Consider the following 25,425-nt stretch of genomic DNA (forward strand, 5'->3'; position numbering starts at 1 on the left):
TGCAACGCAGACCGCCATCGGGCTCTGATGGCGTCGTGGTGCTCCGCAAGCGTGCGATCTAGCGGGACAGGCTGCCCTGGTTAGGCTCGTTCATTCCACGCGCCAGCTCTTGCTGCTGCGTCAGCGCCCTTTCCTGCGCAATGGCTTGGTTGGCCGCCAGGAGTTTCTGGTCCGACTGTTCCACCGGGGTGCGGATTGCCTGGTCGATCTCCACGTGCACCCGCCTGTGCGCTGGGTCATCCAGCCGCCCTTCTACCGCAAACACGTTGCCGGTCTTGCCCATCACAACATGGTCCACGCGGCTCAACGCATTGTCTGCCAGCGAGCGATCCCCTGCAGCCGGGTAGGCCTCGCGGTTGTCCTTGCACACCGCCAGCAGGCTACGGCTGACGCGCTCGCTCATGTCGTCGTACGGCTTGCCCACGCTTTCGTCGATCTTGCGGACGCCACTGCGAATCTGCTCCAGCATGCGGTGATCCGGGTGCGCAGGATCGTCCGGCCCGAGCGAGCCCGTTGCAGCAGGCGCACTGGGCACAACCGGAACATAGGTATGGTCGTGCGCGGGATTCACGCTTCCATCCTGGGTATGGTCGAAATGATGCAGCGTGGGCGGCCGGGTACTTGTGTCCTGATACGGAAACGGTGACTTGTTGACGCCTCGGTCCAGCCCTTCGTTCTCGATCAAATGTTCTTTGAGCCCCAGCGCTGCCATATCGATGGTCACTTGCGGCCGGGCACCTTGATACATCACGTTCGCGCGATCTTCGGCTTGCAGGATCTGCTCTATTCCCCAGGTGCCATAGTAGTTGGGGTAGTCTGCTGTCGGTTGAAGAGCACCCATCGCATTGCGATGCTCGCCAATGCCTACCGGACGTTGACCAGGCTGCGAGTAAAGCGGAGAGGGTCGATCAAAATAATGATGACCCATCGCCGCAATGTTTCCTGACGTCTGAGAAAGGCTCCCGTCCTGATTGAAAGTCAAACCTTGCTTTCCGGCGGCAACGCCCGTTAAAGGATTTGTCGTGACAAAGTCATTAACCCTATCAATCTGCGTTGCCTGCATTGCTTTGAGGCCTGCATGCGGATTGATACGCTGTTGCTGACTCAGCAATGCGTTCCAGCCTGCGATCTCTGCTTTTGCTTCGTCCTCACGTCCGGCCTGTATGTAAGCCCGGAGCTCGTCTGTGTAGTCATGTATGGGGCCTCGCACCTTTGACTGAGCTTCGACATCGGATAGAAATTTCTGTGTCGCCTGCGCCTTAGATGCATGATTAAAGCTATGCTGGATCTCGTGTCCCAACACAAATGTCATGTCTCTATCATTAAACCTGCCATGTAGGTTGGTGGCCGAGCTACTTTGAAGACCCAGCGGCGGCAAGTTCATGATCTTGTTGCCACCATCGTAGGTACCGCCAGCCGCCATGCCTGGCCCAAGGAAACCAAAAGCCTCGAGTTGTGCTCTCTTGGGGCGTTGTCCATCCGATTGGTCAATTGTGGTGGCTGCCTTTTTGACTTCATCAGCCAAAAACGGCGAGCCATTGATGGTGGACTGCAAATTGTCGACCATATCTTGCGTCACAGGATGGCTAGTTCTTGCAGCGTCCTGGTAAGCGCTGCGTGCAAACGCTATAGACATCTGCTGAACTTGAAGACTGGCTCTTAGATCACTGTTTGCTACAGTCCCTGTAGATTGAATTCCTATTGCGGGAAGGGTAACGACCCCGCTCTGTATGTTGTAGGTTCCGGTAAGATTAGGTGTCGAACTGTTAGCCGCCTGTAGTGCGAAGCCCCGAAGATGGCCTGCTATTGCTTCCTGATCGAACTGCTGCATTAGTTTAGGATCAGCAACCAGCGCTCCGCGCAACTGCGCTACCTGATCTTGACTGGCTCCGGATGCAGCAAAGCTGGCAAGAGCTGCTTCGAGTTGCGGGCTAGGCGTTGCCATCAGCTTCCATCCTTGGTTAGTTCAACGTTCCAATTGATTTAACACATAGCCTGCCGGGAGAACCAGGCGCTTCATTTTGGGGGACAAGCGAGATCACAATATCGTTTCCGCTTCCGTCGTTGGCCAACTTAGCAAATCGCCAGCTTTGTAACTGGCCAATTTCACCATGCACGGGCGAATCCAAAAATCCCATCTCAATAAGCGAATCTCTGTATTTCTCAAAGTCGACGCAATTACCTTGAAGACTTGAAGATCCTTCATCTTCGTTGACAAAAGACAGGCCAATGCCCTGCTTGAGAGCGCGAGACTCGGGAGTAAGCTCCAATAAGTAGCTCCAGCCGTTACTAAGCGCTTGGCCGTGGATATACGACTCAAGACCCTCAGAGGGGAAGGAAACCTTCTTCAGAGAAATGCCAGTAACTTCGCGGACCCGATCGATTGTCAGATCTTTCCTGGAGTCCAAACCTCCCAGCAGTTTCAGAAATCTTTCACCAATCTCAACAGCGCTAAGCGTAGGGTTGACCGTTGAAGTATTAGGCGTTGTCATTGCGCGCGGCTCTTTTGGAAGTGGCGAAATTGGGTTGCCGGGCGTATGTGCGCATGCACATAGCGAAGTTATGCAGAGAATGCCAACCGAAAACATTGCAACCTTGCTGAGTCTCATAAGCGATCCGTACACGTAGGCAGACCATCGTACTTTAGCGATGTCAGACTCAGGGTCATCTGGGCGTAGGTATTCGATTGTGCCACTATTATTAAAGAGCACGTGACGCAGTGCCAGGCTGGTGTCACACGTACCTTCTCGATTTTTTCTAAATAACGCCACGGCCTGGGATTGGGATTGGGATGATCTGTGCAGCGACCCTGCTTGTGTCACACTGCCTGCCGCTTTCTGCCGGTCTTCCATTACCTACATTCCGGGAGATGCTTCAACGCCAGCGACGTTAGTTTTACTAACTCCCATTGTCAACAACCAGAAGACCTAAAAAGTCGCCTCCAATCGCCACCCTTCGCCCCGACCGATACCCGAAAACGCGCCGACCGCCCGCTCACCGCATTGTCTCTCCCGCACGCCGTTCGTGTTCACGCCGCCGCGCCGCTTCCAGCGCGGCCACGAATCCTGCATCGGCATCAGTATATGGGCTTGCGGTGCAGGTGCCGATGTCTTCTGCAATGCGGAAAACATCGCCTAGGCTGCTGCATTGGTGCGGCTCGCATTGCCGCGTGCTGCACTGCGTAGCAGCTGGCGTGAGGCAGCGAAGCTGCGGCCGCGGGTGATGAGATGGTTACCTTCCGTCTCGCATCCGTCACGCCAGGCGCTGCCATCAGTGAGTAGCCCCCATAGTCCCGGTGCTGGCAAGGCGATCGCCAATATGCATACCCACCTTCAGACCCGGTTCGGTATGCACGCCAGCCTGCTGTTCTATACGCGCGATACAGCGTCAGCGCCGCGTGCCAAAACGCCAACGCCCCGACCAGGTCGGGGCGTTGGTGATCGAGCGCTGCTTGCGCTACATCACTGCGTGCGATGTACGCGACGCATAGTCCTGATGCGGTTTACAGCACGGCAGGCATCCGCCTACCGATCATGCACCCGATTTACTTATTCGATTTGACAGCGTCGCGCACGTCATCGGCAACTTCGCCGGCCTTGCGCTGCACCTTGCCAACATTCTTTTCGGCGGCGCCTTCCAGTTCGGTGCTCTTGTCGCCAGTGACGCGGCCGATGGCTTCCTTGACCGAGCCCTTGACCTGCTTGGCGGCACCGTCGATACGATTCTTATCCATGGATGTTGCTCGTCGTTTGGGGAACCCGGCCAGTCTGTGCGCGCCGGCGTGAGCATGATGTGCGCTTGCATCCGGATGCCCCAGTTGCGAATGCACTAATTGCGTTAGTGCATTTGCGCCAGCTGCAGCTAGCAGGGCCTGGCTAAGCCGAATCTTCAAGGCATGCAGTGGACATGGTCATCGGCTGATTGACGCTGGGATGCTGCGGTAAGCAACGGCCGTAGCGTTACTGCAACTCACTCCACGCTCGCTGCCACCAGCCGCTGCCACAGTGCGGCGTTGGCGTCGCTGTCCGGCTGCAGGGTGGCCAGGATGCCGAGCGCGTGGTCTTCGTGCTCGGCACCGTGGCGGGCGAGCATGGCCAGGGCGGCGGCGAGGCGGCCGTAGCGCAGGGCCAGGCCGAGCGGGGTGGCGAGCAGGCTGGTGTCGTGTTCGGGGCGCTGTTCGTCCAGCGCGGTGCCGAGCTGTGGCGGCAGGTCCCAGGCGGTGGCAATGGTCTTGGCCACTGCGGCGGTATGGCGTTCGACCAGGGCGGCGGCTACCTCCAGGTTGTAGGGCACGCCGCGGCGGTCGGCGTAGGTGTCGCGCAGGACGCGCAGGATCACGATCGCGCCCAGGCCCTGCAGCAAGCCGGCGAGTTGACCGGACAAGGTGTCGCCGCCGCGTTCGCGCAGGTAGGCGGCAGCGGCGGTGGCGGTGCGCAGGGCGTAATCCCACACGGCGGCAGGCAGGCGTGAGTACAGCCCGCCATCCAGGCTCAGCACCGGCTGCATGACGGCCGCGGCGACGATCTGGCGCACGCCTTCGGTGCCGATATGCACGACCGCGCGCTCCAGGCTTTCCAGCGGGCCGCCTTGCGGGCGGTACAGCGCACTGTTGGCGATGCGCAGCAGGTTGGCTGCCAACGCGGGGTCCTGCGCGATGATCGCGGCGATGCCGCGGCCGGAGGCATCGGGATCGTTCACCGCACGCATCAGCTGCGGCAACAGGTGCGGGCGACGCGGCAGCAATTGCGGCCGCAGGTCGACTTGTTCGAGCGCGGCGGCGACGGCGGCCAACACCTCGGCCTGGGCTGGGTCGCCGGGCAGCGTGCCCTCGGCCAGCGATGGCGTGGCCATCACCGCCGCATACATGCGCCGCAACAGCGGGCGCATCGGCGGTGGTTCGATCTGCAATGTCTGCGCAGCGGGCGGCGGCACGGGCTGCTGCAGCGGCGCGGCAGGCGATGGTGCCGGTGCAATCGGCGAGGGCGACGCATGTGCTGTGGACGCATTGCTTGCCGACGGCGTCGCGATGTCATCGGCCTTGGCGTCGCGGCGTCGCGCCAGCAACCACCACAGACCTCCGGCGAGCACAACGGCACCTAGCAGTCCGGCGGCGAGCAGCAACACAGTGACGAGCATCATGGAAAAATCGTCTGATCAGTGCGGCGACTATCCGCGAAGCCGGTCGCGGCGGCAATGCGAGCGTGTGTCGCTGGGCATTGCCGTCGGACGGTCGGGCAAGCTGGCGCGCACATGCAGCAGGCCACCGTCGCGTCGTTGCGGGCTGGGGCAACGCAGTGCGTGCAGCAGGCAGCAGCTCATACCCCGCCGAGCCGCCGCCGCCCGGGCGTGATACTGGCGCACGCGGGCCATGGCCTGCCGATGATGTGCAACGGCCGGTTCATGGCTAGCATGCAGAGACGTTCTCTGCCCAAGCGAGTGCCCATGTCCACAGTCACGCTCCACCGCGTCATACGTGCCAGCCCCGAGCGGAACTATCGCGCCTTCCTCCAAGCCGATGCGGTGGCCAAGTGGCTGCCGCCCAATGGCTTCACCTGCACCGTGGAGCATTTGCACGCGCATGTCGGCGGCACCTTCCGCATGGCGTTCACCAATTTCGCCAATGGCCAGCGCCACGCGTTCGGCGGCACCTACCGCGAGCTGCAACCCAACGTGCTGTTGCGCTACGACGATGCGTTCGACGACCCCTCGCTGCCTGGCACCATGGTCACCACGGTGCAGTTGCATACGCTGCCGTGCGGTACCGATCTGCACGTGGTGCAGGAAGGCATTCCCGAGCAGATTCCGCTACACGCCTGCTACCTGGGTTGGCAGGATTCGTTGATGCTGTTGGCGCATCTGGTGGAAGCGCATCCGGAGAATTGATCGGCTGCCACGCACCGCGTGCTTGGTGCAGTGCAGCGATGAGGGGCATGTCTTCAGACTGACCGCTGCGCTGCACGTCGCGCTAACGCGGTGCGCGCCACTATGCATCACCAGCTGTGCAGCCCTAGAGCATCTAGGCAGCTTAAAGGGTGCAGGCATCCGCAGTTGGACCACATTCGCTCACCGACAGACACCGCGCACCGCGCGGTGTCTTCGTTTGGGTAAGAAGCCAATGCCGCGCATCGCACGCGCCGCTGTAAGGCGGTGCCTTCCAGGTCACACCGCGGCCGTCGACCTGCGCTACAGCGTGCCCTGCTTCCACAGCTGCACGATTTCCGCAGGTGCATGTTCTTCGGGGATGCGCAGCGGCTCGCTGGCGCCATCCCAGACGATGCTGAAATAGCGGCGATCGCCACCGCCGGCCTGCGGCGCCGGCAACGCGTGCGCCATGCACTGATCCAGCACGCTGCGCAGTCGCACCCGCTGCGCATCGTCCAGCGCATCCATCGCCAACTGGCGCTCGCGGCGCATGGCCGGAAACGCCGCCACCCCGCCTTCGCGCGCCAGTCGCAAGGTCACGCCGGTTTCCACCGGTGGCCGTTGTGGGCTCATGCGAGCACGCCCACGTCGCGCCAGGCTTGCTGCACTGCTGCGGTTTCGCTGCTGTTGGCGCCGTACTCGGCGCTGGCCACCTCGACGGTCAGCGCGGCGAAGGTGGCGAAGTCCGCGCCGGCGGCCAGCTCGCCACCGGTGAGCGCGCGATACCAGATGCGCCCGGTCTTCTCCCACGCCGCCCCACCGATCGCGACGGCGGCCCGATAGAACGCGTGATTGGGAATGCCGGAGTTGTAGTGCACGCCGCCATCGTCCTCTTGCGTGTCGACATAGCCGGCCATGGTCGCCGGCTGCGGGTCCTTGCCCAGGGCCGGGTCATCGTACGCGCTGCCGGGCGCCTGCATCGAGCGCAGGCCCACGCCCTTGATGCCGGGCATCAGCAAGCCGGCGCCGATGATCCAGTCGGCCTGGTCGGCGCTCTGGCGCAGCGTGTACTGCTTGATCAGCACGCCGAACACGTCCGAAATCGATTCGTTCAAGGCACCGGACTGGCCTTGATAAATCAGGTTGGCGGTGCGCTCGGTGACGCCGTGGGTGAGCTCGTGCCCGACCACATCCAGGGCGATGGTGAAGCGGTTGAACACCTCGCCGTCGCCGAACACCATCTGCTCGCCGTTCCAGAACGCGTTGTCGTAGCCACGCTCGTAATGCACGCTGCCGATCAGCGGCATGCCCGCCGCGTCGATCGAATTGCGCCCGTACACGGTCTGGAAAAAATCGTGGGTCGCGCCCAGGTAGTCGTAGGCTTCGGTCACCGCCACGTCCTGGGTGGCGGCGGCACCTTCGTCACGCACCAGGGTGCCGGGCAGGGCGGTGCCTCGCTGGGCATCGTAGATGCGCCGCTGCACCGCCGGGGCGGTCTGTTGCGCCTTGGCATCTGCCGCCGGCGCATCGGCGCGTGCCAGCAGCCCCAGTGCGCGCTGCTGCCGTAGCTGGGCGGTGATTTGCCGCGACAGCAGCGCGCACTGGCGCGCGTGTGCGGGCGCAGCCTGCGCCACATGTTCGAGCAGGTACGGCGGCAGGATCCCGGCGCGGCGCGCGCTGACAAACGCGGACATAAGCGACCTCCACAATGGCTGCGCCAGCGACTATGCGGGCGCCGGCTTTAGGAATTCGTTAGCCGGCGCCGGTGGCCGCGTGCAGTGCGGATCGCATGGGGTGTTGCGTTCATTCCAGCTGCGACAGCGCCTGCGCAATGGGGGTCTGCCCGTCGATGAAGCCGATCGTTTTGCCGATGCTGCCCGGCGTTGCCAGTGCGGCGGCGATCACCTGCGCCACGTTGGCACGCGAGACGCCGCCTTCGGCATCGCTGCCCGGGTCGCGGGTGATGCGGCCCGAGGGTGGGTCCAGCGTGAGCCGGCCGGGGCCGAGCACGGTCCAGTCCAGCGTGGTACTGCGCAGGTGCGCATCGGCAGCGGCCTTGGCCTGCGCATAGGCGAAGAAGGCATCGTCCGGCCCGATGCCGTGTTCCAGCCCGGCGCCGAGATAGGACACCATCACATAGCGACGCACGCGCGCCTGCTCGGCCGCATGCATGGAGCGAATGGCCGCATCGCGATCCACCGCATAGGTGCGCGCCGCATCGCCGCCGCCCGCCCCGGCCGACCACACCACCGCATCGTGACCGGCCAGCTGCGCGGCGATGGCATCGGTCTGTGCGTGTTCGATATCGAACACCACCGGCGTGGCGCCATCGGCCATCACGTCGTCTTCGTGTGCAGGGTTGCGGAACAGCGCGGTGACCTGATGCCCGCCTTGCACCAACAGCGGCGTGAGCAGGCGCGCCACCTTGCCGTGACCACCGATGACGAGAATTCGAGACATGCACCTCTCCAACAGCTGCGCGCCGACATGGCGCGGAAAGGCGGCCATCCTCGCCAATGCGGTGCTAAGGCGGTGTAATCGCGCACCCGCACTGCCATACCGCGACAGGCGCATGCCTTCCGCAGTTGCGCGCTGCCGCCGTTGCTTCCTGGGTGGTGCTCCTCAGTGCCAGGCGTGGCGATCGAACATGCCGGCCAGCATTCCCCGCAGCCACCACATCTAGGACACTGACGGGCCAGAGTCTGCGAGAGTTGCTGATGCCGATGTCTTCCGAGTTACGCCCGCGCGTTGGCTGCGGTGCCTTCATCCAGCGCGCCGATGGCCGCCTGTTGCTGGTGCTGCGCGGGCGTGCGCCCGAGCAAGGCCATTGGGGGCTGCCCGGCGGCAAGGTGGACTGGATGGAAACCGTGGAAGCCACGGTGGTGCGCGAAGTGCTCGAAGAGACCGGCCTGCAGGTGCACCCGCAGCGCGTGCTCTGCGTGGTCAGCCACTTCGAGCCGGACATGGACCCGCCGCAGCATTGGGTGGCGCCGGTGTATCTGGCCAGCATCCAGGGCCCGGAACAGGCGGTGCTGCGCGAACCGCAGGTGCTGCTGGAACTCGGCTGGTTCGCACTCGATGCCCTGCCCACGCCACTGACCCGCTCGGCCATGCAGGCGGTGCAGCAGGTGCAGCAGGTGCAGGCCAAGCGCGCCGCAGCCCGGGCATGACTGCCTGACAGCCGCGCTGCGGCTCTCGTGCGGCGGGCATGTGCTGCGCCGCGCAGGTCACATGGATTTTGTCGCCGCGCTCGGCTATTTTCTGCGCTGCCGGGGCGAGGGGACAGCGCGCCCGGCGGATCGAATCGTACGGCCGGGATGCCGAACGACTGCGTGGCGCCCGGCCACTCATCAGGGGACACGAATGGAATCGCTCTATCCGCAAGGCCCGGCCGTGGTGCCGGAACAGCTCACTGCGCCCAGCAGCAACTATCGTCGCAACGCCTGGCTGGCCATGCTCGGCCTGGGCGGTTTCATCGCCGTGTACCTGGGCCTGCTGGTGTGGTTCGGCTGGACCGCCTACCGGCTGGTCGCCGGCTTGCTGCAGGGTTCCGGCGGCGAGCAGGCGTTCTGGCTTTGGGTGGTGGCCGCCGGCGCGGCGTTTCTGGCGGTGTTCATGGCCAAGGCGCTGGTGTTCAACAAGCGCGCCGAACGCGACACCCGCGCGCTGGAACTCACCCCCGCCGAGCAGCCGGCGCTGTTCGCCTTCCTGTACCGGCTGGCCGACGATGCCGGGGCACCGCGCCCGCACAAGGTGTACCTGTCGGCGCAGGTCAACGCCGGGGTGTTCTACGACCTGTCGCTGATCAATCTGCTGCTGCCCTCGCGCAAGAATCTGGATATCGGGCTGGGCCTGGTCAATGTGCTCAACCTGGGCGAATTGAAGGCGGTGCTGGGCCATGAATTCGGGCATTTCGCCCAGCGCACCATGGCGGTCGGCCGTTGGGTGTATATCGCCCAGCAGATTGCCGCGCACATCGTGGGCAAGCGCGATGCGCTGGACCGCATACTGGCCACGCTGTCGCGCATCGACCTGCGCGTGGCGTGGATCGGCTGGGGGCTGTCGTTGATCGTGTGGTCGATCCGCTCGCTGGTCGAAATCGCCTTCCGCGGCGTGGTACTGGCGCAGCGCGCACTTTCGCGCGAGATGGAATACCAGGCCGATCTGGTCGCCGCATCGCTCACCGGCAGCGATGCGCTGGTGCATGCACTGCACAAGCTGGAAGCGGCCGATGACGGCTTCCAGCGCGCGCTGCGCTTTGCCGCGCGCGAATTCGCCCAGGACCGCCCGGTCAAGGATCTGTTCGCCATCCAGTCGCGCATCATCGAACACATGCGCGTGGTGTTGAACGACCCCGGCCATGGGGCGGTGCCGGCGGTACCGACCGAGACAGCGCCGATGCACCGGCTGTTTCATGGCGAAATCGCACAGCCCTCGCAGATGTGGGCCACGCATCCGCCCAGCGCCGCACGCGAGGAGAATCTCAAGCGCCGCTACATCGCCTGCCCCATCGATGCGCGCCCGGCCATGGAGCTGCTGCATGACGCCCAGGCGCTGCGTGAACGCGTCTCGCTGGGCATGTTCAACGGCCAGGCGCCCACCTGCGTGGACACTGCCGTTTCGCTGGAGCAGTTGGAACGCGACTTCGCCGCGTTGTCGTTGTCGCGGCGCTACCAAGGGCTGTACCTGGGGCGCTCGTGCACGCGTACCGCGCGCACCCTGGACGAGCTGTATGCCACGCCGCTGCCGTCCGGCGACCTGCTGCAGGCGCTGGACGGCCTGTACCTGCCCGACGATGGCCAGGCGATCGAACAACTGCGCGAGCGCGAGCGCCAACGCGCCACCTTGCAAGGCCTGATGGATGGCGGGTTGCGCGCCGCCGGCGGGGTGGTGACCTGGAAGGGCACCACGTTGTCGCGCACGCAGCTGCCGGCGGTGATCGCCGAGCTGGACGACGAGCTACGGGTGCTGCGTGCGCGCGTCAGCGGCCATGATCAACGTTGCCGCAGCGTGCACCTGGCGGCAGCCAACCGTATCGGCGGCGGCTGGCCGGCGCTGCTGCGTGGCTATCTGGCCGTGCTGCATTACACCGACCACACCATCGCCGATCTGGAAGACGCCAATCTGCTGTACCTGCAGACCTTCCAGAGCGTGATCGCCGATGGCCGCGTCTCGTCCAAGGAATTGCGCAAGCTGGTGGCGGCCTGCAATCAGGTGCAACGCGCGCTGGGTCAGGTGTATGCGCAAGCCGGCCAGGTGCAGATGAACGCGCCGCTGGCGCAGGCCCTGGGCAAGCCGCAGTGGTCGCAGTGCCTGCCGGAATTTGGTCTGGTCGAGGCCGACGAGAACAACATCAATGCCTGGATGAAGGCCGCCGGCAGCTGGGTGCAAGTCACCCTGGACGCCCTGGGCACATTGCGCGATGCCAGCCTGGAAGAGTTGCTGCGTGCAGAAAACGCCGTGGCCGAGCGACTGCGCAGCGGCGACACCTCGCCAACCGACGCCACCCCTCCGGCGGCACCGACCGACTACCCGATCCGCCTGCCGGGCGAGATGCGCCAACGCGATCTGCGGCAGAACCTGTGGCAGCGCTTTCTGGCCGCCGACGGCGTGTTTCCGTCGGTGGCGCGGGTGGCGGTGGCCGCATCGATCGTGGCTGGCGTGTTGTGGGCCGGCGGCGCGGTGGGCATGGCCGAAGTGGTCGCCTACAACGGTTTGCAGCAGACCGTGACGGTGGCTATCGACGGGCAGTCGGCCACCATCCCGGCCAATGAGCGCCATGTGTTTCGCCTGTCAGAGCGTTCGACCCATCATGTGGAAACCCGCACCGCCAACGGCGCGGCGATCGAACGTTTCGATGCGCCCAGCGGCGGCCACGGCGGCCAGTTCGCCTACAACGTGGCCGGTGCCGCGCTGCTGCTGAACTGGCGTGCCAGCTACGGCTCGGCCAGCGAAGACACCACGCGCAGCCTGAGCACCACACGCTGGGAACGCACCCAGGCGCAGGACATCTTCAGCGAGCCGCCGCAGAAGGTCAGCGGCAAGGGCGGCCAGTACCGCGACGTGCTCACGGCCGTGTCCGGGCGTTCGCCCCACGAGCTGTTGGGCGAGCTGGGACCGGAGCGCGATCTGGCGCTGATCACCGCGCACGCGCGCTGGGACGCTGCGGACTCGGCGTATCTGGAGCAGTGGATGGAGCAATTGCGCAGCGCAGCGCCACAGGCCTTGCCCGCCATTTTGACCGAGCGCCTGCAGCGCAACCGGCAAGACGTGGTGGCGCTGCGGATGCAGCAGGACATCGCCACGCCCGAGCAACGGGCGCAGGTGTGCGGCCAACAGACCGCCGCTGCGCAGGCGCATCCGGATGCGCCTGCATTGCAGTACGCGGCGATCCGCTGCCGCAGCGATACCCCCGAGCGCGACCAGGCGTTTGTCACCGCACAGGCGCGCTGGCCGAATGACCCGTGGCTGCAGCGCGCTGCAGCGGCCGTGCAGGTCGGTCAGCTGCATCTGCCGCAAGCCCAGGCGCTGTACGAACAGGCAGCGCGCGCGCCGGCACTGGCCGATGACGTACTGCCGCTGCTGGCGCGTTTGCAACGCTACCGCGGCCTGGCGATGGATCTGCCAGGCATGGCGCAGCAGTCGCCATCACTGGCATCGATCGTGGCACTGGAGGGCGGTGAGCGCACCCAGGGCACGCCGTACCACAGCTATTACGCCCTGGCCCACGGGCAACTGGACATGGCAGTGACAGAGGCGGCCGCCGATGCCGACGTGCAGGCGCGCATCGTCCGGCTCGCGGCCGCGTCCCATGGCGCCAGCGCCGCATTGCTGCAGCAGGCACGCGTGCTACCCGAAAGCGCCGGGCTCGACCCGATCACTGCACCGAGCGCCTGGGCACTGGCCGCGCGCGAGGGCTGGCAGACGGATGCGTTGCGTGCGGCAACCCTGCAAGGCACCGGCGAAGATGGCGCCTACATCGCCCGGTTCTTCGACGCGGTACAGGCTGGCGGAAGCCAGCAGCAGGCCGAAGCGGCGTTGGGCGGCGTGAGCCTGGTCGGCCGCGGCCTGGCCTACACGATGGCGGCGGTCCTGCTGGGCCAGCGCTGCCCGGATGCATGGCGGCGTGGCGCCCAGCAGCTGTTGTTTGCCAGCGAGCGCCCCTATCTGGGCTGATGCAGTGCCCGGTGTACGACGATGCAATCGCTCAGGTGAGGGCGCCACGTCCCTCGCTCGGACACTGCCGGGCGTAGCGCACGCGATGACGCCGCGTTGCCGAGCAGACGCCCAGCAACGAACAACACCTGCGCGCGCCGCCGTGCGGGTGCGGCCGGCCGCGGCACAGCTTCCATTTTCTACGCCCCACGGAAGAAGCCAGCAGGCGCAACGCGCCATCGCGCGTTTTTTTCAGCAGGCAGCGCAGCTGCCGTTGCCGAAGTTCGACGCGCAGCCCTAACGCGCTGCTGACACCGGCTAGGCGCAATCCTTACATCTTCTCGCCTAGGTTGAGACCGACTGGCGCTGCAGTGGCAGCGTCAACATCGACCAGGAGAAATCGGATGAGTCTGCAAATTCCTCAGGGCGCTTTGGTAGTGGTGGCCGACGGCGGCGAAGCCCGCTGGTTCACCAACACCGGCAACGAATCCAAGGTGGTGTTGCGCCAGCACGCGCGCACCGACGTGCAGAACGTCGATGACGACGGCCCGGCCGGCAAGGCGCCGCAAGATCTCACCGAAACAGACCTGGACGAAATGACATTCGCCAAGCAGCTCTCGCACGCCTTGAACGATGGCGCCTTGAAGCACGAGTACACGCACCTGGTGCTGGTGGCCGACCCGACCACCTTGGGCCGCGTGCGCCCGCTGCTGCACAAGGAAACCCAGCAGCGCCTGGTGGGCGACCTGGCCAAGGATCTGACCAACCTGCCGCTGGAAGATATCCAGCGCGCCTTGTCGTAATCAAGCGGAGCATCCAGACGATGGGCTTCGTTCGCCAGTACGCCACCCAGGCCCCGGAACGCAGCGCGGTGGAGGCACAGACCGGTTTGCAGGTTCTGGAATTCGGTACCGACTGGTGCGGCCACTGCATTGCGGCGCAGCCGCTGCTGCAAAAGCTGTTGGGCGGATACGAAGCGATCGACTACCGCAAGATCGAAGACGGGAAAGGGCGGCCGCTGGGCCGCTCTTTTCGCGTCAAACTGTGGCCCACCATCATCCTGCTGCGCGACGGGCAGGAACTGGCGCGCGCAGTCAGACCGCAAACGCGTGAGGACCTACAAGACCTGTTGTCGCTGCTGGATGCAGCCTGATTGCACGCAACATCGCATCGCCTTGAGATGCGCTTGCACGGCGCTGAGCATCGCTGACGAACGTTGGCGTGCGGTCGCCTGACGCAGGCGCAGCAGGTTTTCATTCTCTGTAAAAAGCGGGCTTGCGATGCATCGTGCTGCTGCAGGTGCTGCGTCACGCAGGGCGTGCGCGACATCGTCGCAGCGGATGCGTACACAGCGGACGGGCGCGTACGCATGGCGCACCAGTGCAGATGAATCGGCCAGAAAACAAGGTGTTTTGCGCGCCTGGCGCCGTCGCGCCTGCATCGATCGGCCGGCTGTAGTAACATAGCGCACTGATCAAGCCCTTGGGCAATGCCCATCCCTTGGTCGTCTGTCCCGCAGCGTCGTTGAATCCACGCGGCCGTCCGGGAATGCCTCCGGTGTCATCTGAGTGCAATGCGTTGCCGTGCTTGCGTGATGTGCCGTGTCCTGTGCGTTGCCAGGGCGAGTGGGTAGCGACGGCCTGCGCCCGACGAGATATCCCGGGCGCAACTTACGGAGACCATAGATGCACGATGCCCGCGCGATGCGTTCGCACTTTGGCTGGTTCAAACGCCGCCGCCAGCTGCAACTGGATGACGTCACCGTGGTGGACCGCAGCATGCTGCGCAAGGCCGTCGGCGCTGCGGCGCTCGGCAATGCGATGGAGTGGTTCGACTTCGGCGTATACGGCTATCTGGCGGTGACGCTGGGCCAGGTGTTCTTCCCGGCAAGCAACCCCACCGCACAATTGATCGCGACCTTCGCCACCTTCACCGTGGCCTTTCTGGTGCGGCCGATCGGCGGCATGGTCTTCGGACCGCTCGGCGACCGTTACGGGCGCCAGAAAGTCCTGGCCGCCACGATGATCCTGATGGCGCTGGGCACCTTCAGTATCGGCCTGATTCCAGCTTACGAGCGCATTGGCTTATGGGCGCCTGCACTGCTGTTGCTGGCGCGCTTGCTGCAGGGATTTTCCACCGGCGGCGAATACGGTGGCGCGGCCACCTTCATTGCCGAATACGCCACCGATCGCAATCGCGGCCTGATGGGCAGCTGGCTGGAGTTCGGCACGCTGGGTGGCTACATCGCCGGCGCCGCCACCGTGACCGCCTTGCACATGAGCGTGACTCCGGCGCAGATGCTCGATTGGGGCTGGCGCGTGCCGTTCCTGATCGCCGGGCCGTTGGGGTTGCTGGGCCTGTACATGCGCATGAAGCTGGAAGAGACCCCGGCATTTCGCGCCTATACCGAACAATCCGAGCAGCGCGAACGGCAGACCGCCGCGCAGGGCCTGACCACGCTGCTGCGCCTGCATTGGCCGCAACTGCTCAAGTGCGTGGGCCTGGTGCTGGTGTTCAATGTCACCGACTACATGCTGCTGACCTACATGCCCAGCTATCTCAGCGTCACGATGGGTTACGCCGAGAGCAAGGGCTTGTTGCTGATCATCCTGGTGATGCTGGTGATGATGCCGCTCAACATCGTCGGCGGCATGTTCAGCGACAAACTGGGCCGGCGGCCGATGATCATCGGTGCCTGCATCACGCTGTTTGCGTTGGCGATCCCGTGCCTGTTGCTGGTCGGTAGCGGCAACGACGGGCTGATTTTCGCCGGGCTGATGCTGCTTGGCCTGGCCTTGGTGTGCTTCACCAGCTCGATGCCGTCCACCTTGCCGGCGCTGTTCTACACGCCGGTGCGCTACAGCGCGTTGTCGATTGCCTTCAACGTGTCGGTGTCGTTGTTCGGCGGCACCACGCCGCTGGTCACCGCCTGGCTGGTGGAGCGTACCGGCGACCCGCTGGTGCCGGCGTACTACCTGATGGGCGCAGCGGCGATCGGCTTGCTGACCATGCTGTTCGTGCGCGAAACCGCGGGATTGCCGCTACGCGGCTCGCCGCCGGCAGTGGCCAGCGATGCCGAAGCGCGCGCCCTGCTGCAGGCCGACAGCCCGGTGACGGTGGATGCGCAATTGCCGGTCACCACCACAGCGTCGATGGGCCAACCGCGCACGGCGTGAGTTGTCGGCGATTCGCACGGCATGCATTTGTGGCTTCAGGCGCATGCGGTGCTGTTGCAGCAACCGGTGAGATCACGCCAGAGGCGATGCGGGCGATGACGCTGCGCATCGCCGCCAATCTGAAGGCAGGCGACGGCCGGAACCTTCGAAGGTGACGGTCGGCGGGCTAATAAAACCGTCGCCAGCAACCGCTTGGCGGTTTGCGTAGCAGCGGTGTTGGCTGTGCTTGTTCGTCACGCACAGGATGGGTGGAAACGTCGCTTCGCCAAGTTTCAGGTCCACATGCTGTTGCCCGTGATCGACGCAGCGCGTTGCACGATGCTGCGGTTCGCCGCTGCTGCCTTTAGCGTGCGGTGTACGGGTTGTGCTCTGGCAACACGGGCATGCGCATATCGGCCGATGGCGCGCCTTCGCCGGTTTCCACATAGCGTTTGAGGCTGCTGCCGAGAAAGAAACGCCAGCCGCGCGCGCAGGCCTCCTTGCACGGCGAATCGCGATACCCGGACTGCACGAAATCCACCTGCGTGCCCTGGCTGATGGAGCGCAGTTCAAAGCGCATCACCGTGCCTTTCCAGGCGTCGGTGTCGAGCATGTTGGAGTCGTGGCAGCGCCAGCACACCAGTTGGTGATCGGCGCCTTCGTCGATGCTCAGTTCCACACGCCAGCCCTGCCGGCTCCAGTCCAGGCGCACCAGATCGTCGGCCAGGCTCACTTCACGGGTCCACCAACGCGCAAGCTGCCTGGGCTCGGACAACGCAGCGCAGACCACTTCCGGCGCGGCGGCAATGACGATGCTGTGGCGGATCTCGCAATTCATCTGGTGAGCATTCGCTGCTTGGACGCCGATGATTGCCGCATTTTAACAGCCAATTGCGCTGCAGGCCCAACAGGGTCCGGTTCGCTTGTGCGGCACTCACATCGCGCTGGGTACCATCGGCCAGGTCCCAACCATGATGAGCAGGCATGACGACGCTTCCGATACCGGTGATGGACGCTGCCGCGCAGCGCGATCTGGCCAGGGCCCACGCATTGCTGGAAAACCCCGGCGTGGCAGCGCAACTGGCCAATGCGCTGGGCGCGCCGATCGAGAGCCTGATCACCAAACGGCTTCCCAAGGTAGTGACCCGCAGCATCGATGGCGTGACCCGTCGCGCACTGCAGGTGGCGATGAAATCGGCGTTGCTGAGCCTGCGCGGCAAGGCCGATGCGCAGCAACCGGCATCCACGACGCGGCATACGCTGGCGGTGGCGGTTTCCGGCGGTGCAGGCGGGTTTTTCGGCCTGCCGGGCTTGATGGTGGAGCTGCCGGTGACCACCACGGTGATGCTGCGCTCCATCGCCGATATCGCCCGTGCCGAAGGTGAATCGCTGCACGACCCCGACACCGCGCTGGCGTGCCTGGAAGTGCTGGCGCATGGCGGGCGCAGCGCCAGCGACGACGGCGCCGAATCCGGCTACTTCGCAGTACGTGCGGCGATGGCGCAGCAATTGAGTGCGGCGGCCAGCTACGTGGCCGCGCACGGTTTTGCCAGCAAGGGCGCACCGGCGTTGGTCTCGCTGGTCTCGCGCATCGCGGCGAAGTTTTCGGTCAACGTGGGCGAAAAACTCGCCGTGCAGGCAGTGCCGCTGGTCGGCGCAGTCAGCGGCGCCACGCTCAATACCGTGTTCATGCGCCACTTCCAGGCGATGGCGCGCGGACATTTCATCGTGCGTCGGCTGGAGCGCCGCTTCGGCGAAGATGCGGTGCGGCGCGCGTACGAGGCATTGCCGCCACCGCGGTGATGCGTGCCGCTGCATGCGAAGGTCGCAGATGACTGCAAGGTCATCGTGCAGTAGGTGTCGCAGCCACGGGTGACGCTGGCCCGACGCAGCCCAACGCAACGCGCTGCGGGCGAAGGGCCGCGGTATCCGGTTCACCGAACGGTTGCCGCCAAGCGATGCCTGGGCGCGATAATCGCCGCAACCACGACAGATACCGATGATGCCCAAACCGTTTTCGCCAGCGTCCGCACGCAACCGCGACCCCATTCTCGAGGTACTGCGCACGCATTTCGCCGACCGGCAGCAGGTGCTGGAAATCGGTGCGGGCACCGGGCAACACGCAGTGCATTTCGCTGCGGCGATGCCATGGTTGCAGTGGCAGGCCAGCGATCACCTCGATCATCTTGCCGGCATGCGGCAATGGCTGGACGAGGCGGCGCTGCCGAACACGCCGCCACCGATTGCACTGCAGGCCGTGCCCACGCCCACGCCCGGGCTCGCACCGCCGCCCAGCCTGCCGGTGCTGCGTGGCGGCCAGCGCGGCTTCGATGCGATCTACAGCGCCAATACCTTGCACATCATGGGCTGGCCGCAGGTGCAGGCCTTGTTTGCCGGCTTGCCGGCGGTGATGGCGCCCGATGCGGTGCTGGCGATCTACGGGCCGTTCAACCGCGATGGGCAATTCACCAGCGACAGCAATCGCGCCTTCGACACCTCGCTGCGCGAGCGCGACCCTGCCTCGGGTATTCGCGATGCCGAAGCGGTGGATGCGTTGGCGGCATCGGTGGGGTTGCAGTTGATCGATGACGTGGCCTTGCCGGCGAACAATCATTGCCGGGTGTGGCGGCGGCTGACGGCGGCGAGTTAATCGCCGGCACTGCTGGGCGGACTTGATGGGCATGATGTTGGTTTGGCGCGAAGTCTCACCGTGTAGCGACAAGCCTGCGCATTTGCGTGTGGAATCCAACGCGTGCTGCGTCGCGAGGCGCAAATGACGCACCGGTGAGCCGTCTGCTGCGAATCGCACCGCGGGATTCAAGACCACACGCGACTCTGTGCAGCGGGCCATTCCGCCCTTGGCAACGTCGATCTGCAACGCCGCCTTTCCTAGGTCGTTCAAGCGCTTGTTACGGCACCCGTTGCGAAGGTCGCTTTCGCTCAAACCACCACAACGCGGCGGCCGCGCCGAGCCAGACCAGCAGCCACGGCCAGCGCGCGCCGGGTTGGGTAGCAGGGTGTGCAATGGGTGCGGAGGCAGCGCCGGCCGCCAGGGCGATGGTGGCGAGGCGGCTTTGCTGTGCGTACAGGGCCGGCGCTTCATTGGGCGCGCGGACATGGAGCCAGCGTTGGGTGTTGCCGCTCTCCAGGCGATGCCAGCCGGGGGTTGTTGGCCAGTAGCCGGCGCAACGCGGCCCATCGCCATTGCGCTCCGGCAGTAATGGGTGGCGAGCCCGGTCAGGGTCGGTCACCAAGGCGTCGGCGTGCAGGTCGCACAGCGGCATGCGGTGTTGCGACCAGCCTTCCTGCACCGGGGTGGGTAGCGCGCCGCCTGGGCGGGCGACGGCGCCGGACAACTGCGCCCAGAGCGCGGCGTGCAGATCGCTGCGGCCGGCCAGCACCAGCGCGAAGCTGTCTTCCACCAGGCCGATGCCGATGCGCCCGCGGCCCTGGGCGCGCCACCAGCCCAGGGCGCTGCCATCGTCGGCGCGGGCGGCGACCAGGGCGTCGGTGGCTTGCGGTTGCAGGTCGCGACGTTGCAGCGGCGCCAGCGTCGGGGCGTCGCCGGGGCCGCCGGCAGGATCGGCAGGTGCGGCCGGCGGTGAGAGTCGCTGCGGTGCCGGCACCGGGCTGCTGGTGCTGCCGCCGCTGACGCCGAGGCCGAGCGCGGCCAGCGCAGCGCGGGTGCCGGCGTCCAGCGGCCCGTCGGTGCGCACCAAGACACCCAGGCCGCGCTGGATCGCGGCGCGTAAGGTCTGGCGCTGCGCAGCACCCAGTGCGACCAGGCGGCGCGGGTCGACGATCAGCAGGTCCAGCCGGTCCAGGCTGGCCGCATCCAGCGCAGCGCCCTCGCCGAGTTGCACGCCAGCGCCGACCGCGATCTGGCTACGCACGTCCAGCCCGGCATCGCTGGCCCAGCGGCGCAGGTATTTCAGCTCCGGCTGCGGCGCGCCGGCCAGGAGCAGTACGCGCATCGGCGGCATCGCAGCGATCAGCACCGGTACCTCCACGCGGCTGCGTTCTGCATCGGCGGCATCGCGTGCACGCACGGCGAACAGCACCTGGCCCGGCGCGCGCGCCAGGCCGCGCAGGCGCACGCGGCCGGCGCGGTCGGCCACGGCGCTGTCCACCACCTGCCCGGCCGGATCGAGCAGTTCCACGCGCGCGTCGGGAAGGCCCTGCACCTGCGCAGACACCGCAATGGTGTCGCCCGGGGCGAGTGGCGGTGGGGGCGAGACCGCGACCACGCCGCGTGGGGCGGGGCTGAGCTTCAGCCGCAGCGGAATGTTCAGGCCCTCACGGTCGCGCGCGGGCAGGCCGCTGCCATGCACCACCAGCGCCGTGGTGCCGGGTGCGCGCCGCAGTGCGGTGGCCAGGTCCGGCACGCGCATCACGCCGGGTAATGCGGGCGCCTCGGGCAGGGCGACCCAGCGCGCGAGGTCGCCGGTGGAGATCTGCCCGGCGGCGGTGCCGGCGGTGGCGACATGCAGTTCCCCACCGGTACCGGCGCGCGGCGGGGGCAGCAGCACCGGATAGAGCAGTGCCGCGAGCAACGGTTGGGCGGCGAACAGCAGCCAGAGCCGGGTGCGCGCATACGGCTGCCGGTGGTGCGCCCGCAGCAGGCGCACGCAGCCGATGACGGCGATCAGCAGCAATGCCGCACCGACCAACCAGGGCAAGGAGGGCGTCATGGTTGGTGCTCCGGGCGCAATGCATCCTGAAAGCGCCCGCCGTACAGCCTTGGCGATGCGGTCCGCGCCCACGACGGCGGACCGCCTGCTGCCAGGTCTAAAGACCACCTCGGTCCGATCGAGCGGTGCACCGGGAGCAGGCGGATCAGGGCGGGACTCACGGCTGCATCTCCTGCCGCAGCGCATCCAGGTAGCGCTGGCCCCGAGCGTCGGGCGCGGCGCGGCGATGCGGTGCTGCCGACGGGGCGAGCAGGGTGCGCCAGACCTGGAGGCGCAGCTGGGTGCGGCAGCGGGCGCAATCGGGTTCGGCGCGCAGGGTTTCCACGGCGGCGGCCAGGCCCAGCGGGTCGTGCAGGCGGTCGTGCTGGGTCTGCAGCCACTGCGCGTAGCGGGCCAGGGTGGCGTCGGGCACCGGGGCTGCCTCGCCCAGCGCATCCCACAGCTGCAGCGCGGACGGGTCCGGGGCCGGGCGGGTGTCCAACCCGGCGGCACGGTCGCCCAGGCCGGCGCGATCGCCGCTCAGCCGCCGGCTGGGGTCGATCGGCGGCAACTGCGTACCCACGCGCGCCAGGTAGATGCGTTCGGCCTGCTGCACCTGTTTGATGAAGCCCAGCGCCTTGTTGGCGTACGGCAGCGCGCGCTCGGGGTGGCCCTGGCGCAGCTCGCCTTCGGATTGCCACATCTGGTCCAGCGCCGCGCGCAGCAGGGCGCGGGTTTGCGGGTCGAGCAGGGTGGCGGCTTCGGCGTGGTCGTGGGTATGGCCGAATTCGGCCAGCACGTTCTCTGCCTGGCCGAAGCTGCTGCGCTCGGGCCGGCCGTCGCTGCCGCCATGGTCGTGGTCGTGGTCGTCCAGTGCGGCGGCGCCGGGCTCGCTGGCGTGGGCGTCGTGGTCATGCGCGGCGTGCGTGTCCGAAGCAGCGGCCGGCGCGCTTGGCGCATCGGCGGTGGGCATGTCGGCGGTGGGTAAATCGTCGGCGGGGGCGTCGCTGGTGGGTGGCGCGTCGGCAGTCGGCGGACCTTGCGGCGCGCCTTCGCTCTCTTCGCCGAGGAATTGGCCATAGCGCAGCCGCAGCAGGCGCTGGTCCACCCCGATGGCATCGGAGCGCTTGAGGAAGCTGGCCGCGTCCAGGCGCGGTTTCTCCTTCAGCAGTGCCTGCGCGTCGATGATGATCTGGCGCTGGCTGCGGAAGTAGGCGGGCAAGGTCTGCTTGACGCTGGCTTCCAGGCCGGCGGCCATGGTCTGTTCGGGCGGCGGCCAGCGCAGGATCACACTGGCGCTGCGGCCTTCCTGCGGGCCGGGCTGGCGGGTGTCGTGGACGATGAGCTGGGCAATCAGGTCGTCGCCCGCGGCCATGCCCAGTGCCTGTGGCTGCACAGTGGTGGCGAAGCCGCGTTGCCGGGCCGGGCCGCTGCCGGTTAGCGTGCGGCGCTGGGTGCTGAAGGTGATGTTCTCGCCGCTGCCCTGGGCCAGGGTGAGGCGCAGCTCGGCGCTGGCGGCCACGGCGTAGTCGTCGCTGGCTTCGAAACGTAGCGTCCAGCTGCGGTTGGCCGGGGACCACAGCACCAGGCTCTGTTCGGGGGCGAGCACACGCACCTGCGGTGGGCGGTCGGGCAGCACGTCCAGCCGATGCAGCTGGCGGTCGGCCGGCGCGCCGTCGATGAGGATGCGGTACAGGGTGGCGCGCTCGGCGACCCAATGGCCTTGCCACGTCTCGCTGCTGCCTTCTCGCGCCAGCGCGACGGTGCGGCCGTCGGTAAGCCGCAGGGCCACGCTGCGCGGCGCCGGGCTGACCTGCAGTTGCCAGTCCAGCCGGGTGCCGGCCGGCACCTTCGCATCCAGGCCGGGCAGGCGCGCGGCCGGCAGACCGGTGTAGGCCGGCGGGCTGCTGCGTAGCTGCGCCTGCCGCAGCGTGGGGGCGCCACTGCTGGCACGCGCGGCGGCAACGCGGTCGGTTGGCGGGGTGCGTTGGGTGGCCGGTTGCGGCCACAGCAGCAGCGCACCGCAGGCGAGCACACCCAGCACGCTCCAGGGCCAGGCGCGGCGCCACGGCCAGGCCGGGCGCAGATCGCGCGGGGTGCTGCGCAGGCGCTGCTCCAGCCGTTGCCGTTGCAGGGTCTGCAGCGGACCGAGTTGAGCGATCGGCGCGAACAGCAAATCGCTGCTGTCCTCCAGATCTGCATCGCGGTCCAGCCGGCGGATCAGCCAGGCCTGGTCGAGACGCCGCGCGGCCAGCAGCGCCGCGCCGCCCAGTGCCAGCAGGCCCAGAAGCAGCAGCACCACGACGGCGACCTGCGCACCGGCGCGCCACGCCAGCGCCGCCGGCAGCGCTGCCCACGGCAGCCCGAACAACAGCACGCCTGCGGCCTGTCGCCGCCGTGCCGCCTGCCACGCCCGCTGCAGTGCCGGCGTGCTCATGCGGGAGTGGCCCGGCGCAGCGCGGTGGCCAGCCAGCGTTCGAGCGCAAACAGCAGCAGCACCAGGCCGATCAGCCACGGCGCCAGCGGTCGCGGGGTGGTCGTCAGGCGGGCGGCGGCACCGCGCTGCGGGTGCTGGGTCTGCGCCAGTGCGCGCTGCGGTGTGGGTGCTGGTTGCAGAGCGTCGTGCAAACGGGTGGGGAAGCCGGCATCCAGCAGTGCCGGCAGTTGCTGCGGTTGCAATGGTGCGGCCCAGCGCAGCATGCGTCCGCGGCCGAACGCTGCGGCATCGAGCCATGGCGCGCCAGAGGCGGTCTGTTGCACGGGCTGCAGCAGCGCGGCGAGGTTGGGCGGGACGGGTGTCTGCGCATCCACCAGCAGCTGCCCACCGGCTGCGACCCAGGCCATCACCGGCGCCGGCGGGGCACTGCGCGACAGCCACGCCACCACGGTGCCGGGACCCCAGCGCGAAGGCTGTGCGTTGGCCGGCGTGCTTATCGGCAAGCTGCCCGGCAGCGCCCAGGCGGCATGCACGCCGCGCAGATAGCGCAGGGCCGGCGCGGCGCTGTCGTCGGCAATCGCCTGCAGGCGCAGCGGCGCGGCAGCGGCGGGCGCCGCAAGCGGCGACTGGCCGGGCACGACCTGCCACCGCACCTGATGCGACAGCTGCAGCCGTTGCGCATCCAGCGGGCCCCACTGGGCCGGCACGATCACGCTGAGCGCCGCATCCGCCGGCAGGCTGGCATCGAGCTCGCGCAACAGGCTGGAGACCGGTTGCGTCGCGCCTGCAGGCCTAGCGAGTGTCTTGTGGGTATCGGCATCCGCATCTGCATCGACCGGCGGGAAACCCGGCGCCAGCCATACCCATTGCGCGTTCGCGGCGTGGCGCAGCTGGCGTGCGGCGGCCACATCGACTCCCGGGCTGAGCGCAATGCGTGGGCGTGCATCGTCGTGATCGCGCACGGCCGGTTCGGCCAGCAGCAGCGCCACCGCAACCAGCAGCAACAAGCGCGCCAGCAGCAGCGGCCATTCGTCCAGACGCACGCGGTGGCGTGGGCGCGGCAGCGCACGCAACCAGCGCAACGCGGCGAAGTCGGTCGGCCGGTGTTCGCTGCGCCGGGCCAGATGGATCAGCAGCGGCAGCAGCAACGCGGCCAACGCGGCCAGTCCCGTAGGGAAAAGCAACAGCAGGTTCATCGCGGCACCCGCCTGGCGGCGTGGTCGCGGCCGAACGGCCAACTCATCGCTGCGCACCTTCGGATCCAAACAACCGGCGCAATACCGCGTCGGGTGCTGCGTCCAGATACTGCACTGCGTGCGTGATGCCGGCGGCCTGCCAGCGCGCCTGCTGCGCGCGCTGTGCCGCGCCGAAGCGTTGCAGATAATCGGCGCGCATCGCCGCGCCATCGCCCAGCAATTGTTCGCCGGTTTCCGGGTCGCGAAACCGGTGCCCGCCGCTGAAACTGAAATCGCGTTCGTCGCAGGTCAGCACCTGCAGTTGCATGACCTGGCGGCGTGCGGCGGCGAGTTTTTCCAGTGCAGCGTTGAGGTCTTCGTCGAAGCCATCGCCGATCGACAGCACCAGCGCATGCGTGGCGATGCGTTCCCACAACGGGCGCACGGCGGCCATGCCCGGCCAACGCCCACCGGCGCGCAGTCCATGCAGGGCCAGCCATAGCCGGTCGCGCTGCCGCGGACCGCCACCGGCCGGCACTGCCACCAGCCCGCCGCCGTGTACCGCAAACAGGCCGACCTGATCGCCCTGCTGCAGCGCGATCTCTGCAGCGCAGGCCGCCAGCATCGCCATTGTTTGAAGCCGCGTGCTGCCGGGGCGCGCGTGATCGGCCTGGCCGGCAGACGCAGTGGCGTCGAGCAATAACCACAGCGTGAGCGGGCTTTCGCGCTCGGCTTCGCGCACGAAGAAGCGGTCCGAGCGCGCGTAGAGTTTCCAGTCGATCTGGCGCAGCGCATCGCCCGGTTCGTAGGCGCGGTATTGCGCAAATTCCAGTCCAGCGCCGCGGCTACGGCTGGCATGTTGGCCGATGCCGTGCGCACCCTGTGCATGACGCGCGCGCAGCTGCAGGCCACGCAGGCGGCTGCGTACGTCGCTGGGAATTAATGCCGGCACGTCCACACTCACGCCGCGC

20 protein-coding genes are annotated in these 25,425 nt (G+C 66.9%); 8 read left to right on the forward strand and 12 right to left on the reverse strand.

Features of this window, described 5'->3' with window-relative positions:
- Positions 1 to 58: 58 nt before the first annotated feature.
- The 4 genes from LN450_RS21010 to LN450_RS21025 form a co-directional block, all read right to left on the reverse strand.
- Positions 59 to 1,945 (reverse strand): XVIPCD domain-containing protein, encoded by a 1,887-nt coding sequence (locus LN450_RS21010; protein WP_011345822.1) that lies wholly within the window; start codon positions 1,943 to 1,945, stop codon positions 59 to 61.
- 16 nt (positions 1,946 to 1,961) lie between these two features.
- Positions 1,962 to 2,609, reverse strand: a complete 648-nt coding sequence (locus LN450_RS21015; RefSeq protein ID WP_011345823.1) for a hypothetical protein — start codon at positions 2,607 to 2,609, stop codon at positions 1,962 to 1,964.
- 935 nt (positions 2,610 to 3,544) lie between these two features.
- The gene (locus tag LN450_RS21020; RefSeq protein ID WP_008575250.1) at positions 3,545 to 3,733 is read right to left on the reverse strand and encodes a CsbD family protein; all 189 of its coding nucleotides are present in this window, start codon (positions 3,731 to 3,733) and stop codon (positions 3,545 to 3,547) included.
- Between the two features lie 236 nt (positions 3,734 to 3,969).
- Positions 3,970 to 5,139: an HDOD domain-containing protein gene (locus tag LN450_RS21025; RefSeq protein WP_011345825.1), complete on the reverse strand. Its 1,170-nt coding sequence runs from the start codon at positions 5,137 to 5,139 to the stop codon at positions 3,970 to 3,972.
- Positions 5,140 to 5,352: 213 nt separating this feature from the next.
- On the opposite strand from LN450_RS21025, the gene LN450_RS21030 reads away from it, so the two are divergent.
- A complete protein-coding gene (locus LN450_RS21030; protein ID WP_039419271.1) occupies positions 5,353 to 5,883 on the forward strand; it encodes an SRPBCC family protein in 531 nt (176 codons plus the stop codon).
- A gap of 300 nt (positions 5,884 to 6,183) precedes the next feature.
- On the opposite strand, the gene LN450_RS21035 is transcribed toward LN450_RS21030, so the two are convergent.
- From LN450_RS21035 to LN450_RS21045, 3 genes are all read right to left on the reverse strand, one after another.
- Complete coding sequence (locus tag LN450_RS21035; RefSeq protein WP_005917446.1) at positions 6,184 to 6,495, reverse strand: protealysin inhibitor emfourin; 312 nt, start codon at positions 6,493 to 6,495, stop codon at positions 6,184 to 6,186.
- On the reverse strand, positions 6,492 to 7,556 hold the full coding sequence (locus tag LN450_RS21040; RefSeq protein ID WP_011345827.1) for a M4 family metallopeptidase: 1,065 nt from the start codon (positions 7,554 to 7,556) through the stop codon (positions 6,492 to 6,494). Before LN450_RS21040 ends, LN450_RS21035 begins: the two co-directional genes overlap by 4 nt.
- 109 nt (positions 7,557 to 7,665) lie before the next feature.
- Positions 7,666 to 8,322 (reverse strand): SDR family oxidoreductase, encoded by a 657-nt coding sequence (locus LN450_RS21045; protein WP_011345828.1) that lies wholly within the window; start codon positions 8,320 to 8,322, stop codon positions 7,666 to 7,668.
- 257 nt (positions 8,323 to 8,579) lie between these two features.
- Between LN450_RS21045 and LN450_RS21050 the strand changes: the two genes are divergently transcribed.
- From LN450_RS21050 to proP, 5 genes are all read left to right on the forward strand, one after another.
- Positions 8,580 to 9,032, forward strand: coding sequence for an NUDIX domain-containing protein (locus LN450_RS21050; protein WP_011345829.1), 453 nt, complete (start codon positions 8,580 to 8,582; stop codon positions 9,030 to 9,032).
- A 283-nt stretch (positions 9,033 to 9,315) separates the two neighbouring features.
- Entirely contained in the window at positions 9,316 to 13,038 is a 3,723-nt protein-coding gene (locus LN450_RS21055; protein ID WP_039418326.1) for a M48 family metallopeptidase, read from the forward strand.
- 383 nt (positions 13,039 to 13,421) lie between these two features.
- The gene (locus tag LN450_RS21060; RefSeq protein ID WP_008577854.1) at positions 13,422 to 13,820 is read left to right on the forward strand and encodes a host attachment family protein; all 399 of its coding nucleotides are present in this window, start codon (positions 13,422 to 13,424) and stop codon (positions 13,818 to 13,820) included.
- 20 nt (positions 13,821 to 13,840) lie between these two features.
- Positions 13,841 to 14,170, forward strand: a complete 330-nt coding sequence (locus LN450_RS21065) for a thioredoxin family protein (protein WP_011345831.1) — start codon at positions 13,841 to 13,843, stop codon at positions 14,168 to 14,170.
- Between the two features lie 532 nt (positions 14,171 to 14,702).
- Positions 14,703 to 16,193, forward strand: coding sequence for a glycine betaine/L-proline transporter ProP (gene proP / locus LN450_RS21070; protein ID WP_011345832.1), 1,491 nt, complete (start codon positions 14,703 to 14,705; stop codon positions 16,191 to 16,193).
- A 343-nt stretch (positions 16,194 to 16,536) separates the two neighbouring features.
- Here proP and LN450_RS21075 read toward each other — a convergent pair whose 3' ends face one another.
- Positions 16,537 to 17,010, reverse strand: coding sequence for an SRPBCC family protein (locus tag LN450_RS21075; RefSeq protein ID WP_008577858.1), 474 nt, complete (start codon positions 17,008 to 17,010; stop codon positions 16,537 to 16,539).
- A 170-nt stretch (positions 17,011 to 17,180) separates the two neighbouring features.
- Between LN450_RS21075 and LN450_RS21080 the strand changes: the two genes are divergently transcribed.
- On the forward strand, positions 17,181 to 17,975 hold the full coding sequence (locus tag LN450_RS21080; RefSeq protein WP_031420517.1) for an EcsC family protein: 795 nt from the start codon (positions 17,181 to 17,183) through the stop codon (positions 17,973 to 17,975).
- A gap of 199 nt (positions 17,976 to 18,174) precedes the next feature.
- Positions 18,175 to 18,822: a DUF938 domain-containing protein gene (locus LN450_RS21085; RefSeq protein WP_039418328.1), complete on the forward strand. Its 648-nt coding sequence runs from the start codon at positions 18,175 to 18,177 to the stop codon at positions 18,820 to 18,822.
- Between the two features lie 259 nt (positions 18,823 to 19,081).
- Here LN450_RS21085 and LN450_RS21090 read toward each other — a convergent pair whose 3' ends face one another.
- The 4 genes from LN450_RS21090 to LN450_RS21105 form a co-directional block, all read right to left on the reverse strand.
- Positions 19,082 to 20,863 (reverse strand): hypothetical protein, encoded by a 1,782-nt coding sequence (locus tag LN450_RS21090; RefSeq protein ID WP_011345835.1) that lies wholly within the window; start codon positions 20,861 to 20,863, stop codon positions 19,082 to 19,084.
- A gap of 157 nt (positions 20,864 to 21,020) precedes the next feature.
- Positions 21,021 to 23,279, reverse strand: coding sequence for a hypothetical protein (locus tag LN450_RS21095; protein ID WP_039417262.1), 2,259 nt, complete (start codon positions 23,277 to 23,279; stop codon positions 21,021 to 21,023).
- Positions 23,276 to 24,475: a BatA domain-containing protein gene (locus LN450_RS21100; RefSeq protein ID WP_011345837.1), complete on the reverse strand. Its 1,200-nt coding sequence runs from the start codon at positions 24,473 to 24,475 to the stop codon at positions 23,276 to 23,278. The genes LN450_RS21095 and LN450_RS21100 overlap by 4 nt, the downstream gene beginning before the upstream one ends.
- Before the next feature lie 43 nt (positions 24,476 to 24,518).
- Positions 24,519 to 25,418 carry a DUF58 domain-containing protein gene (locus LN450_RS21105; RefSeq protein ID WP_011345838.1) on the reverse strand — a complete coding sequence of 300 codons (900 nt, stop codon included), beginning with the start codon at positions 25,416 to 25,418 and terminating at the stop codon, positions 24,519 to 24,521.
- Positions 25,419 to 25,425 lie beyond the last annotated feature (7 nt).

It is taken from the genome of Xanthomonas euvesicatoria pv. euvesicatoria (genome assembly GCF_020880415.1).
GTDB lineage: Bacteria > Pseudomonadota > Gammaproteobacteria > Xanthomonadales > Xanthomonadaceae > Xanthomonas > Xanthomonas euvesicatoria.